We start from the raw sequence: 13,411 nt of genomic DNA, 5'->3' as shown, positions 1-13,411 counted from the left end.
TACAGACCGGCAGTCCGCCCTCACCCTTCCTGTAAAAGTCCCAAAAGGAGCTTCAATGAAAAACTTGAAGCCATGGATGACTGCATACGCGTCAAGGGCGCCCGTCTGCACAACCTCAGGAACGTCACCCTCACCATCCCCAAGAACCGTCTCGTCGTGCTGACCGGCCTGTCCGGCTCGGGCAAGTCCACGCTCGCCTTCGACACCCTGCACCGGGAGGGCCAGCGGCAGTACATGGAGTCGCTGGGCATGGTCACTCCCTTCGTCAGCAAGCCCGCGGTCGACTCGATCACGGGTCTGTCCCCGTCGATCAGCGTCGACCAGCACCTGACGAACCGGAGCCCGCGGTCGACGGTCGGCACGGTGACCGAGGTCTTCACGTATCTGCGGCTGCTGTGGGCGCGGATGGGCTGCCGGACGTGTCCGGGGTGCGGGAAGCGCGTACCGCCGTCGTACGAGTCGCCGCGCACTGTGTCCTCGGAGACCTGGGACGACGAGACGGCCGAGGGCGAGTCCGTGCCGTGCCCGCACTGCGGGGCGACCGTGCCCGGACTGGTGATGGGCAGCTTCTCCTTCAACAAGCCCGCGGGAGCCTGCCCGGAGTGCACCGGTCTCGGTTTCGTGCTCCGGGCGGACGTACGGCGACTGGTGGACGGCAGCCGCGGCGTCGCCGGGGGAGCGGTACTCGGCTGGCACCCCAGGCTGACCGAGCGGAACGTGCCGATCCTGCGGGCGGCCGCCGCGCACTACGGCTTCACCTTCGACGCGGACATACCGGTCGACGAACTCACCGACATCCAGCGCGACTTGCTCCTGCACGGCGTGGATAGCGCAGAGTTCGGCCGCCACTTCCCGGAGGCGGGAGCGGGAGCGCGGGTCGAACCCCCGGCCACCGTCGCCGCGGGCCGCTTCGAAGGCGTGGTCACGAACCTCATGCGGCGCTACGCCGACCGTGTCGAAGACTCCGACTACCGGGAGAAGACGGAGAAGCTGCTGGTCAAGGGGGAGTGCCGGGCCTGCGAGGGCACCCGGCTGCGGCCGGAGAGCCGGGCGGTGACCGTCGACGGGCTGACGATCGTCGACGCGGCACGCATGCCCCTGGAGGAACTCGCCGCGTGGACAGGCGGGATGAAGGCCGAGCCGGTGACCGCGCCCGTGCTCGACGACCTCCGGGAGCGCGTCCGGCGGCTCGTGGACGTAGGCGCCGGCTACCTCACCCTGGACCAGTCGACCCCCAGCCTCTCCGCGGGCGAGACCCAACGACTCCGGCTGGCCGCCCTGTTGGGCTCCGGGCTGACCGGTGTCCTGTACGTCCTCGACGAACCGACCATCGGCCTGCACCCGGCCGACACCGAACGCCTGGTGCATGTGCTGCGCCGACTGCGGGACCTGGGCAACACGGTGCTGGTCGTCGAGCACGACCTCGACGTACTGCGCGCCGCCGACCACGTCGTCGACATCGGCCCCGGAGCGGGCGGCGACGGCGGCCGGATCGTGGCCCAGGGGACGCCGGAGGAGATCGCCGCGAGCGAGGGTTCGGTGACGGGGGCGTACCTCGCGGGCCGCGCATCGACGCCACCCCCGGCCCGGGAGACGGCGCTTGACGGAACCTCACTGACCATCCGGGGCGCCCGCGCGCACAACCTCAAGGACCTCACCGTACGCATCCCGCTGGGCCGGCTGGTCACGGTGACCGGCCCCTCGGGGTCGGGCAAGTCGTCGCTGGTGCTGGACATCCTGGGCCGCGCGGGCCGACGGCGGTTCCGCGGGTCGGGCGGGTCGGGGGAAGCGCCGGCCGAGCACGACGGGATCGACGGCTGGGAGGCGCTGGACAAGATCGTGACGATCGACCAGCAGCCCATCAGCCGCCTCCCGCGCTCGAACGCGGCGACGTACTCGGACGCCTTCACCCCGATCCGCGAGGTGTACGCGGCGCACTCGCAGGGCCGCTTCACGCCCGGTCACTTCTCCTTCAACGTCCCCGGCGGCCGCTGTGAACGCTGCGAGGGCGCGGGCGTCCTCGCCGTCTCGATGCACTTCCTGCCGGCGGTCGAGGTCCGCTGCCCCGGGTGCCGGGGGCGGCGGTTCCGCAGCGAGGTGCTGGGGGTGCGGTTCGAGGGGTACGACATCGCGGAGGTGTTGGAGGCGACGGTGGACGAGGCGCTGACGGTGTTCGCGGACGTGCCGTCGGTGGCGGCGCGCCTGCGGCGGATGTCGGACGTGGGCCTCGGCTATCTGCGGCTCGGCCAGCCGGCGACGACCCTCTCGGGCGGCGAGGCCCAACGGATCAAGCTGGCCAAGGAGTTGTCCCGCCGGGCCACGGGCCGCACCCTCTACCTCCTCGACGAACCGACCACGGGTCTGCACCCCGCCGACACGGCACGCCTCCTCACCGTTCTCCGCCGTCTGGTCGACGCGGGCAACACGGTCCTCACCATCGAGCACAACCTCGACGTCGTCCGCGCCTCCGACTGGATGATCGACCTCGGCCCGGCGGGCGGCAGGGCCGGGGGCGAGCTGGTGGCGGAGGGCACGCCCGAGTCCGTGGCGCGGGTGGAGGGTTCCCGAACGGGCCGGTTCCTGTGACGCCGAAGGGAACCTGAGGGCGGGTCAGGACGTTCCGTGCGGCGGGCTCAGTCCCTGGCGTCGCCGTCCTTGCCCTCGTCGGACGACCTCTCGTCCTCCTTCTTGCCGTCCTCCGTGCCGTCCTTCTTGTCGTCGTCGAGGGACCTCAGGAAGTCGGGGTTGTCGTCCGGAGCGACCCAGCCGCCCCGGGACCCGCGGGAGGAACCGCCGCCCAGACGGCCCGCCGTGCTGCTGCGGTCACGGCCCACGATCAGCCAGGAGACCGAGCCGACCAGCGGGAAGAGGAGGATGAGAATCGCCCAGAGGGGCTTCGGGATATGGCGGACATCCTGCTCCTGCGTGGTGATGCAGTCGATGAACGCGTAGATGCTCAGTGCCAGCGGCACAAGGATCATCAGCACCCGGAGCAATGTAATCGGTCCCCTTGTCGGTCCCCTTGGGAGTCACGGCCGGTCGCCGGGCCGGGCGGCTTCCGGCCCCCGGTGACCGCTCCAGAGTAGTGCGTACCGGATACTGGAGCGCATGGCTTACGACGATCTTCGCTCGTTCCTCCGGGCCCTCGATCGGGAAGGCGACCTCAAGCGCGTCAAGGTGGAGGTCGACCCCCACCTGGAGGTCGGCGAGATCACCGACCGGGTCAACAAGGCGGGCGGCCCCGCGCTGCTCTTCGAGAAGGTGCGCGGTTCCAGCATGCCGCTCGCCATGAACGTCTTCGGGACGGACCGGCGCCTGCTGAAGTCGCTCGGCCTGACGTCGTACGAGGAGATCAGCGAGCGGATCGGCGGCCTGCTCAAGCCGGAGCTGCCGCACGGGTTCGTCGGTGTGCGCGAGGCCTTCGGGAAGCTCGGCGCGATGACCCACGTACCGCCGAAGAAGGTCAAGTCCGACAACGCGCCCGTCCAGGAGGTCGTCCTCCAGGGCGACAACGTCGACCTGGACGCCCTGCCCGCCCTCTTCACCTGGCCCCAGGACGGCGGCTCCTTCTTCAACCTCGGTCTCACGCACACCAAGGACCCGGAGACCGGGATCCGCAACCTCGGCCTGTACCGCCTCCAGCGCCACGACCGGCGCACCATCGGCATGCACTGGCAGATCCACAAGGACAGCCGCAACCACTACCAGGTGGCGGCCAGAAGGGGCGAGCGGCTGCCCGTCGCCATCGCCTTCGGCTGCCCGCCCGCCGTCACCTACGCCTCCACCGCCCCGCTCCCCGGCGACATCGACGAGTACCTCTTCGCCGGGTTCCTCGCGGGCAAGCGGATCGAGATGGTCGACTGCAAGACCGTGCCGTTGCAGGTGCCCGCGAACGCCGAGGTCGTGCTGGAGGGGTGGCTGGAGCCCGGCGAGATGCTCCCGGAGGGCCCGTTCGGCGACCACACCGGGTTCTACACGCCGCAGGAGCCGTTCCCCGCGCTGAAGATCGACTGCGTGACGATGCGGAGGCGGCCGCTGCTCCAGTCCATCGTGGTCGGGCGCCCGCCGACGGAGGACGGTCCGCTGGGCCGGGCGACCGAGCGCTTCTTCCTCCCGCTGCTGAAGATCATCGTGCCGGACATCGTGAACTACCACCTCCCCGAGGCCGGCGGCTTCCACAACTGCGCGATCATCGCGATCGACAAGAAGTACCCGAAGCACGCCCAGAAGGTCATGCACGCGATCTGGGGCGCCCACATGATGTCGCTGACCAAGCTGATCGTGGTCGTCGACGCCGACTGCGACGTCCACGACCTGCACGAGGTCGCCTGGCGGGCCCTCGGCAACACGGACTACGCCCGCGACCTGACCGTCGTCGAAGGCCCCGTCGACCATCTCGACCACGCCTCCTACCAGCAGTTCTGGGGCGGCAAGGCGGGCATCGACGCGACGCGGAAGTGGCCTGAGGAGGGCTACACGCGCGACGGGGGCTGGCCGGAGATGGTGCTGTCGGACCCGCAGACACACGAACTGGTGACCAAGCGGTGGAAGGAATACGGGTTGTGACCAGCGCCTCCGCCGCCCTGCCCCAGCCGGGGCGCACCAAGGCGTTCCTGCGTCTGGTGATGATCGAGCACTCCGTCTTCGCGCTGCCGTTCGCGTACATCGCCTCCCTGACCGCGATGTTCCAGCTGGACCGGAACATCCACTGGGGCCGGCTGCTGCTCGTGACGATCGCGATGATCGGGCTGCGCACCTTCGCGATGGCCGCCAACCGGATCATCGACCGCGAGATCGACGCCCGTAACCCCCGCACGGCGCACCGCGAGCTGGTCACCGGCGCGATGACGGTGCGGCACGCGTGGACGGGCGCGTTCATCGCCCTGGTGTTCTTCCTCGGGGCGGCGGCCCTGCTCAACCCGCTGTGCCTGGCGCTGGCGCCCATCGCGGTGATCCCGATGGTGGTCTACCCGTACGGCAAGCGGTTCACGAACTTCCCGCAGGCCATCCTCGGTCTCGCGCAGGCGATGGGCCCGGTCGGCGGCTGGCTCGCGATCACGGGCGAGTGGTCCTGGGAGGCGGTGATCCTGGGGCTCGCGGTCGGGATATGGATCGGCGGCTTCGACCTCATCTACGCCTGCCAGGACGTCGAGTCCGACCGCGAGACCGGCGTCATGTCGGTCCCGGCGCGGTTCGGCATCCCGGCGGCGATCCGGGGCGCGCGGGTGTGCCACCTCGTCACCACGGCGCTCTTCGTCTGGTACGCGCTGGTGACGGACGCGGGCGTCTTCTTCTGGCTGGGGCTGCTGATCGTGGCGGGTGCGTTCGTGTACGAGCACTCGATCGTGCGGCCGCACGACCTGTCCCGTCTGAACAGGGCGTTCTTCAGTGTCAACGGGTTCATCGGCATCGCCCTGTTCGTGTGTGCGCTGCTCGATCTGCTGGTGCGCGGTCTGACGGTGTGAGCGGGTGCGGCCCGCAGGCGAGTGCACCGGGCCTGAGTGTGGCCCGGTGCGCCGGTAGGCTCAGGGTGTGAACGCAGGAGAAACGCAGCGCAGGCCTTGGATCGTAGGGGTCTCGGGCGCGTCCGGCACCCCCTATGCCGCCGCTGTGCTGCGGGGGCTGCTGGATGCGGGGGAGAGCGTCGACCTGGTCGTCAGCCGGGCCTCCCGGCTCACGCTGCTCGACGAGACGGGGATCGCGTTCCGGGACGCGCACTGGCGGGACGATCTGCGGGAGTGGCTGGGGCGGGGGGCCGATGGGAAGCCGGGGGTCTTCGGGGACGTACGCGTCGATGACGTACGGCACTGGGCCGCCGGGGATCTGGCGGCGGGGCCCTCGTCCGGGTCGTACCCGGCCAAGGGGATGCTGATCGTGCCCGCGTCCACCGCCTGTGTGGCCGGGGTCGCCCTGGGGCTGAGCAAGGACCTGTTGCAGCGTGCCGCCGGCGTGACCCTCAAGGAGCGGCGCACGCTGGTCGTCTCCGTGCGCGAGACCCCGCTGAACGGGCAGACGCTGCGGCACCTGGTGACCCTGGACGACGCGGGCGCGAGCGTCGTACCCGCCTCTCCGGGTTTCTACGCGGGGGCCACCCACATCCAGGACCTGGTGGACTTCGTCGCCGGGCGGGTGCTGGACGCGGCGGGCGTCGAGCACGGGCTGTACCGGCGGTGGCGGGGGGAGCTGGGCGGCGGGGCCCGGACGACTTGAACGGCAGCGGCTTGAACGGACCAGCTTGAACGGCACCGAACGCAGCCGGACTTCACTCTCCCCGAGCACCTGGTAGCGGGAGCGCTACCACTCCTCACTACTTCGAGAACTCTTCAGAGAACTCTTCAGCGGAAGGCAACCGATCGCATGGACGCGGTGGACAGGCAGCTCATCCAGGCCCTCAGGGAGAACGGCCGCGCCTCCTACGCGGAACTCGGCCGCCTCGTGGGCCTCTCCGGCCCCAGCGTCACCGACCGCATCAACCGGCTGGAGGCGGCCGGGGTCATCACCGGCTACCGTGCCCAGGTCGACGCGGCCTCGCTCGGTCTCGGCGTGACGGCCCTCATCGGTATCTCGCTGTCCGACGCGGCCGACCACGAGGACGTGGCGAACCGGCTGCGGGATCTGGGTGAGATCGAGGACTGCTGGTTCATCGCGGGCGACGACTCGTTCATGCTCAAGGTGCGGGTCGACGACGTGGACGGGCTGGAGAAGACGATTAGGCGGCTGTCCGGGACGAAGGGCGTCTCCCGGACCCGTACGACCGTCGTGCTCTCCACGAAGTGGGAGAACCGGGTGGGTGAGCTGCCCGAGGAAAGCTAAGCGACCCCAGCTAGGGCTTGTTTCGAAAGTCCCGCCTGCCGCCCGACGTCTGGCACGCACTCTCGCCGCACCGGGCGAAAGCCCAAGTACATCCAGTACGAGGGCTTCCGCCCGGCACGCCGAGAGCACGCACCAGACGCCGCTCGGCCCGCCCTCCGGGCGGACGACGGGACTTTCGAAACAAGCCCTAGGTGCGGGCACGTCCCCACGCCGCCCGGCACGCTCCCCCACTGCCTTAAGGGCGTGGGAGGTACCCCCACTCGCCGCACCGGCCGAAGGCCCACGTAGCTCCGCTACGAAGACCTCCGTCCGGCACGCCGAGAGCACGCACCGAACGACGCGGGAACGCACCCGCACCTCCCCGGAGCCGCTTAGGCGCGGAGCGCCGAGTACGGTTGAGCAGTCTCTCGGAGAAAGGTGTGAGCATGGACGTCGGGCTCAAGCGCGAGCTGGAGGAGAAGGTCCGCTCCGGTGAGCGGCTGACCCGCGAGGACGGCATCGCGCTGTACGAGTCGGACGACCTGGCCTGGCTGGGCGGGCTCGCGCACGAGGTGCGGACGCGGAAGAACGGCGACGTCGTCCACTTCAACGTCAACCGGCACCTCAACATGACGAACGTGTGCACGGCCTCCTGCGCGTACTGCTCGTTCCAGCGGAAGCCGGGCGAGAAGGACGCGTACACGATGCGCATCGAGGAGGCCGTGAAGCTCGCCAAGGCGATGGAGAGCGAGAACCTCACCGAGCTGCACATCGTGAACGGGCTGCACCCGAACCTGCCGTGGCGGTACTACCCGCGCTCGCTGCGGGAGCTGAAGGCCGCGCTGCCGAACGTGTCGCTGAAGGCGTTCACGGCCACGGAGATCCACCACTTCGAGACGATCTCGGGGCTCAGTGCCTCCGAGATCCTCGACGAGCTCATCGACGCCGGTCTGGAGTCGCTGACCGGCGGCGGCGCGGAGATCTTCGACTGGGAGGTCCGGCAGCACATCGTGGACCACCGCACCCACTGGGAGGACTGGTCGCGGATCCACCGGCTGGCGCACGAGAAGGGTCTGAAGACCCCGTGCACCATGCTGTACGGCCACATCGAGGAGCCGCGCCACCGTGTGGACCACGTGCTGCGGCTGCGTGAGCTGCAGGACGAGACCGGCGGCTTCCAGGTCTTCATCCCGCTGCGCTACCAGCACGACTTCGTGGACATGAAGGACGGCAAGGTCCGCAACCGCCTCCAGGCGCGGACACAGATGGCGACGGGCGCGGAGGCGCTGAAGACCTTCGCGGTGTCGCGGCTGCTGTTCGACAATGTGCCGCACGTGAAGGTGTTCTGGGTCATGCACGGCGTCCAGACCGCGCAGCTGGCGTTGCAGCACGGCGCCGACGACATGGACGGCTCGGTCGTCGAGTACAAGATCACGCACGACGCGGACAACTTCGGCACGCCGAACAAGCTGACCCGTGAGGATCTGCTGGACCTGATCCGGGATGCCGGGTTCCGGCCGGTGGAGCGGAACACGCGGTACGAGATCATCCGCGAGTACGAGGGCCCGGACCCGGCCCGGCGGGAGACGCCTCAGCCGATGCGGGTCTGAGGTCCGCGTTCGTGGGCGCGAGCAGCCACGTACGACCCGCAGCCGCCCACCGACAGGACCCCGGCAGAGGAGATACCGTCCTGCGCACGCCCCTTACGTTCCAGCTGGACCCGCCCGTCACACCCGACCTCCGGGACGGCGTGCTCAGGCTGTGGGCCGACGTGTCCAACGCCGGGGGCGCCGTGGGGTTCGTACCCCCGGTGACGCCTGAGGCGATCCGGCCCGAGCTGGTGAAGCACTTCGTGGCGATGGCCGAGGGGCGGACACGGCTGCTCGTGGGGTCCGACCGGGACGGCGACGTGGCGGCGACCGCGTTCTTCACGTTCAACACGCACCGGCTGATGACGCACTGGGTGTGGCTGTACACCGTGATGGTGCACCCCCGGTACCAGGGGACGGGCTGCGGGCGGGAACTGCTCGCGGCGGCGGCCGAGGCCGCGCGGGGGTTCGACGGCATCGAGGCGATCCGGCTCACCTGCCGGGGCGGCCTGGGGCTGGAGCACTTCTACGCCTCCTGCGGGTACAAGGAGGTCGGGCGGATACCGGGTGCCATACGGGTCGCGCCGGGCGACGACCGGGACGACGTGTACATGCTGCTGCCGCTGGACTGAGGACCCCGTTCAAGATCTTCGGGCGGTCGTGCTTCACTGGACGGTGCCCTTGGGGAAATGTTCGGAACGGAAGAGTGGATTGAGATGCTCCGCTACACACTGATGCGCCTCGGTATCTTCGTGGGCTGCCTCGTGGTCGTCTGGGGCCTCGTCTACTCGGGCCTCGCCCCGCGTGGGCTGGGCGCGTCCAACGGCATGTGGGTCATCCTGCTCGCCCTGGTCATCTCCGCGCCGATCAGCTTCGTGGTGCTGCGCAAGGAGCGCGACCGTGCCTCCGAGCAGATCGTGCAGAGGGTCGACAGGGTCAAGGCCAACCTGGACGTGAACCGCAGCCAGGAGGACGTCGCCGACGAGGCGTCCCGGGTGCAGGGCCGGGCGTCGTAGGCGGTTCCCGGACGCGGGGCCCGGCGTCGTAGGCGGTTCCCGGACACGGGGCTGCTCGTAGGCTGTCCGTATGGGTGCTGTGAAGAGCAAACGGATGCCGCGCGCGGTGCGGGAGCGGCAGATGCTGGACGCGGCGGTGCGGACGTTCGGGCAGCGCGGGTACCGGACCGCGTCGATGGACGAGATAGCCGAACTGGCGGGCGTGTCCAAGCCGTTGGTGTATCTCTACCTGAACTCGAAGGAATCCCTCTTCACCGCCTGCATCCGGCGGGAGGCGAAGGCGCTCACCGAGGCCGTGCGCGCGGGGGTGCGGGCCGGGCTGCCCGCCGACCGTCAACTCTGGGACGGGCTCCAGGCGTTCTTCACGCACACCGCCGAGAACCCGGACGGCTGGGCCGTGCTGCACCTCCAGGCCCGTACGCACGGCGAACCCTTCGCGGCCGAAGTGGCCGCGATGCGTGAGGAGTTGGTGGCGTTCGTCACCGAGCTGATCGCGGTGGCGGCACGGGAGGCCCATCGGGACCCGTCACTGGCCGAAGGGGAGGTCGCCGGGCTCGCCGAGGCCCTCGTCGGCGCCGCCGAATCGCTGGCCGACTGGGCCAACGCCGCCCCGGGAGTCACGGCCAGACAGGCGGCCGCGACCCTCATGAACTTCGCCTGGGCCGGCCTCGGCAACCTCATGGACGGGCGCCCCTGGTCGCCGCCGAGCGGCACGGACGTCTTGGCGGCGCCGGCTCTCACGTCAGCAGCGGGCGCACCTCCCCGGTGACGTGCACACGGCCCTCGTGACCCCGTAGTTCGAAACGGCCGCCGTCCGCCGCGTAGGTCACCGTCCCGGGCAGCAGCACCGGCGCCCGGAACTCCGCGCGCACGAACGCCGCCGGGGGTGTGCCGTGCTCGGCCAGGCAGCGCGCCACCGTCCACATGCCGTGCGCGATGGCGCGGGGGAAGCCGAGGAGGCGGGCGGTGAGGGGGTGGAGGTGGATCGGGTTGCGGTCACCGGACGCCGCCCCGTACCGCCGTCCGACGTCCCCGGCCAGGTGCCACTCGGCGAGGGCGGGGAGGGGCCCAAGGGCCGCCCGGGGGTGTGGGTCCGAAGGGGGTGCCGCTCGGTCGCCCGTCCTGTGCCGGGCCAGGTAGGTGCTGCGTGACTCCCATACGACGGTGCCGCCGGTCCGCGCCTCGGTCACGACCGCCGCCTCGGTGCCACGGTGATGCGGTGCCAAGCCCTCCACGTACACGGTGAGTTCGTAGGCGTCGGTGGCCGGCAGCGGGCGGTGTCGGGTGATCTCGATCGAGGTGTGGACGAGCCCGAGGAGCGGGAGCGGGAAGCCGCGGTCGCTCATCAGGAGCATGGCCGGCGGGAAACCGAGCACGTGCGGGAAGGTGATCGGCAGGGCGTCGTCGCCGGTCGGGAAGCCGCACACCCGCTCGTATGCGGCGAGGCGCGTGAGATCGACGCGCAGGCCGGGCAGGACCAGCCGGGTGCGGGGGAAGTCCGCGTCCGGGCTCGGCCGCTTGAAGGGGGAACGCAGCGCCCCGCGGACCAGCAGGGGGGTGAGGGCGGGGGAGTGCGTGAGGACGACGGTCATGGGCCGTGCCCCCGGCTGCTCGGACAGCGGTCGGGCATGTTCGGCTCCCAGCTCTGAGAAAACGACCTCTGCGAAGTTCTTACTCCCGAGTAAGGTTACCGATGGTAAGGCCGTGGGTCGTGGCAGCCGTGGGGTGAATATGAAAAAGATTCACGATACGTCCCGCCCGGGTGTGCCCCCTCCACGAGCCGCCGATCCCGCACATCTCCGGCGCCGGAGCATCTCCGAACCGGCACAGACTCATCACGAGGGCGCCGTACGATCCGGTTGCTGACCGGTGATGATCCTCTGTCCCAACTGTGGGAGCCCCGTGGCTGAACGCCGCGGTGCGTGAGGCGCGTACTACGTCATGCGGCAGAGCATCGCGTCGCTGCACGTCCCAGGAGTCGCTCGTGTCCCTCATCCCACCGTCCTCCGCCAGGTCGGCCTCCGCTCGCGCGTACGACACCGCGCCCCTGCTGGTGGAGCCCGAGGTGCGCCGGCTGGACGGGGTGGCGCGGGAGGTGTCCGTGCCGCCGCTGGTGGCACCGGTGACCTACGGGTCGCTCGCCGACCTGCCGTTCGAGAACGCCGAGACCGCGCCCGAGAGCATCGTCCTCAGCCGCCGGGCCGAGGCGGGTCGCTGGACGCAGGTGACGGCCGCCGCGTTCGCGGAGCAGGTGCTGGCGCTGGCGAAGGGGCTGATCGCCGAGGGGCTGATGCCGGGCGACCGGATCGCCATCATGGCGCGTACGAGGTACGAGTGGACACTCCTCGACTTCGCCGCCTGGGCGGCCGGTCTGGTGACGGTACCCGTCTACCCGACCTCCTCCGTCTTCCAGACCCGCTGGATCCTCCAGGACACCGGCGCGGTGGCGCTCGTCACGGAGACCGCGGAGCAGGCCGCCGCCCTGGGGCCGGAGCGCCAGCGCATCCCCGACCTGCGGCACGTGTGGGTCATGGAGAAGGAGCACCTGGACCAGCTGGCCGAGAACGGCGCGCACGTACCGGACCACGAAGTCGCCGTCCGGCGTGGGGTGCTGGGGCCCGACACGCTCGCCACCGTCGTCTACACCTCGGGCACGACCGGCCGTCCCAGGGGCTGTGCCCTGACACACGGGAACTTCTTCGCGGAGGTCGACAACGCGATCGAGCTCCTCTACCCCGTCTTCAAGGCGCGGACGAAGGAGGAGGCGTCGGTTCTCCTCTTCCTGCCCATGTCGCACGTCTTCGGCCGCATGGTCGCCATCGCGTGCGTACGGGCGCGCGTACGGCTCGGGCACGCGCCGAGCCTGAAGTCGCAGGACCTGCTGGCCGACCTGGGGAGCTTCCGGCCGACCTGCCTGCTGGCGATCCCGTACATGCTGGAGAAGGTCTTCAACGTGGCCCGCGCCAAGGCGGAGGTGGGGCGCCGGGTGTCGACGTTCGACCGGGCCGTGCGCGTGGCCCGGCGGTACGGCGACGCCCTGGAGGCGGACCGGGCCGGTACCGGCCCCGGGCCGAGCCGGGCCCTGAAGGCGACCCGCACCTTCTACGACCCGCTCGTCTACCGCCGTATCCGCAACGCCATGGGCGGCAGGGTCCGCTACATGATCTGCGGCGGCTCCCCGCTGGGCCGCCCCCTCGCCTCCTTCTTCGCCGGGGCGGGCATCGAGATCTACGAGGGCTACGGCCTCACCGAGACGACGGGGGCGGCCACGGTCACTCCCCCGCTCAAACCCCGTACGGGAACGGTGGGCTGGCCGCTGCCCGGGGTCAGGGTCCGGATAGCCGTGGACGGCGAGATCCTGCTGGCGGGCGGCCCGGTCCTGCGCGGCTACTGGGACCCCCAGGCCGGCGGAGTGGCCCCGGCCACCAACGAGGGCTGGCTCGCGACCGGTGACCTCGGCTCCCTGGACGACGAGGGCTACCTCACCATCACCGGCCGCAAGAAGGAGATGCTCATCACCGCGGGCGGCAAGAGCGTCGCCCCCGCCCCCCTGGAGAACTGGCTCAGGGCCCACCCCCTGATCTCCCAGTGCATGGTCCTCGGTGACCGCCGCCCCTACATAGCGGCCCTCATCACCCTCGACCCCGAAGGTCTCAACCACTGGCGCCGTATGAACGGCAAGCACGCCGTGCCGCCCGAACTCGTCGTCTCCGACCCGGAGTTGCTCTCCCTCCTCCAACGCGCCGTCGACGAGGCCAACAAGCTCGTCTCGCGTCCGGAGTCCATCCGCAAGTTCGCCGTCCTGGCCCGCGACTTCACGGAGGACGACGGACATCTGACCCCGTCGATGAAGCTGCGTCGCGAGGCCGTCGAACAGGACTTCGCGGAGGAGATCGAAGGGCTGTACGCGCGGTAGGGGGCGTGCGCGTACCCTCCGATGACCCCGCGTGCCGTACCGGTGCGGAGGCCGCGCAGAAAAGGCGCCCGGCAGCGTTCCCGCCGCCGTGCGCCAGT

12 protein-coding genes are annotated in these 13,411 nt (G+C 70.4%); 10 read left to right on the top strand and 2 right to left on the bottom strand.

Annotation, left to right across the window (positions count from 1 at the left end):
* The first annotated feature begins 72 nt into the window (after positions 1–72).
* Complete coding sequence (gene uvrA / locus IE262_RS21670) at positions 73–2,586, top strand: excinuclease ABC subunit UvrA (protein ID WP_189875753.1); 2,514 nt, start codon at positions 73–75, stop codon at positions 2,584–2,586.
* Between the two features lie 47 nt (positions 2,587–2,633).
* On the opposite strand, the gene IE262_RS21665 is transcribed toward uvrA, so the two are convergent.
* The gene (locus tag IE262_RS21665) at positions 2,634–2,996 is read right to left on the bottom strand and encodes a PLD nuclease N-terminal domain-containing protein (RefSeq protein ID WP_189875751.1); all 363 of its coding nucleotides are present in this window, start codon (positions 2,994–2,996) and stop codon (positions 2,634–2,636) included.
* A gap of 112 nt (positions 2,997–3,108) precedes the next feature.
* Between IE262_RS21665 and IE262_RS21660 the strand changes: the two genes are divergently transcribed.
* From IE262_RS21660 to IE262_RS21625, 8 genes are all read left to right on the top strand, one after another.
* A complete protein-coding gene (locus IE262_RS21660; protein WP_189875749.1) occupies positions 3,109–4,566 on the top strand; it encodes a menaquinone biosynthesis decarboxylase in 1,458 nt (485 codons plus the stop codon).
* The gene (gene mqnP, locus IE262_RS21655; RefSeq protein ID WP_134038744.1) at positions 4,563–5,465 is read left to right on the top strand and encodes a menaquinone biosynthesis prenyltransferase MqnP; all 903 of its coding nucleotides are present in this window, start codon (positions 4,563–4,565) and stop codon (positions 5,463–5,465) included. Before IE262_RS21660 ends, mqnP begins: the two co-directional genes overlap by 4 nt.
* A 67-nt stretch (positions 5,466–5,532) precedes the next feature.
* Complete coding sequence (locus tag IE262_RS21650; protein WP_134038745.1) at positions 5,533–6,210, top strand: UbiX family flavin prenyltransferase; 678 nt, start codon at positions 5,533–5,535, stop codon at positions 6,208–6,210.
* A gap of 147 nt (positions 6,211–6,357) precedes the next feature.
* A complete protein-coding gene (locus IE262_RS21645; RefSeq protein WP_134038746.1) occupies positions 6,358–6,813 on the top strand; it encodes an Lrp/AsnC family transcriptional regulator in 456 nt (151 codons plus the stop codon).
* Between the two features lie 425 nt (positions 6,814–7,238).
* The gene (gene mqnE, locus IE262_RS21640; protein ID WP_134038747.1) at positions 7,239–8,402 is read left to right on the top strand and encodes an aminofutalosine synthase MqnE; all 1,164 of its coding nucleotides are present in this window, start codon (positions 7,239–7,241) and stop codon (positions 8,400–8,402) included.
* Between the two features lie 80 nt (positions 8,403–8,482).
* Positions 8,483–9,013 carry a GNAT family N-acetyltransferase gene (locus tag IE262_RS21635; RefSeq protein ID WP_134038946.1) on the top strand — a complete coding sequence of 177 codons (531 nt, stop codon included), beginning with the start codon at positions 8,483–8,485 and terminating at the stop codon, positions 9,011–9,013.
* Positions 9,014–9,097: 84 nt separating this feature from the next.
* Positions 9,098–9,397 (top strand): DUF4229 domain-containing protein, encoded by a 300-nt coding sequence (locus IE262_RS21630; RefSeq protein WP_189875747.1) that lies wholly within the window; start codon positions 9,098–9,100, stop codon positions 9,395–9,397.
* A 70-nt stretch (positions 9,398–9,467) separates the two neighbouring features.
* Positions 9,468–10,166, top strand: coding sequence for a TetR/AcrR family transcriptional regulator (locus tag IE262_RS21625; RefSeq protein ID WP_134038748.1), 699 nt, complete (start codon positions 9,468–9,470; stop codon positions 10,164–10,166).
* Here the strand turns inward: IE262_RS21625 and IE262_RS21620 are convergent.
* The gene (locus tag IE262_RS21620; RefSeq protein ID WP_189875745.1) at positions 10,135–10,989 is read right to left on the bottom strand and encodes a MaoC family dehydratase; all 855 of its coding nucleotides are present in this window, start codon (positions 10,987–10,989) and stop codon (positions 10,135–10,137) included. The two genes, IE262_RS21625 and IE262_RS21620, sit on opposite strands and share 32 nt — an antisense overlap.
* 392 nt (positions 10,990–11,381) lie before the next feature.
* On the opposite strand from IE262_RS21620, the gene IE262_RS21615 reads away from it, so the two are divergent.
* Positions 11,382–13,313 (top strand): AMP-dependent synthetase/ligase, encoded by a 1,932-nt coding sequence (locus IE262_RS21615; protein ID WP_189875743.1) that lies wholly within the window; start codon positions 11,382–11,384, stop codon positions 13,311–13,313.
* The last annotated feature ends 98 nt before the right edge of the window (positions 13,314–13,411 follow it).

Source organism: Streptomyces bluensis (assembly GCF_014650715.1).
Taxonomy (GTDB): domain Bacteria; phylum Actinomycetota; class Actinomycetes; order Streptomycetales; family Streptomycetaceae; genus Streptomyces; species Streptomyces bluensis.
The sequence above is the reverse complement of the archived record's forward strand: the minus strand, read 5'-3'. Positions and strand labels throughout refer to the sequence as shown.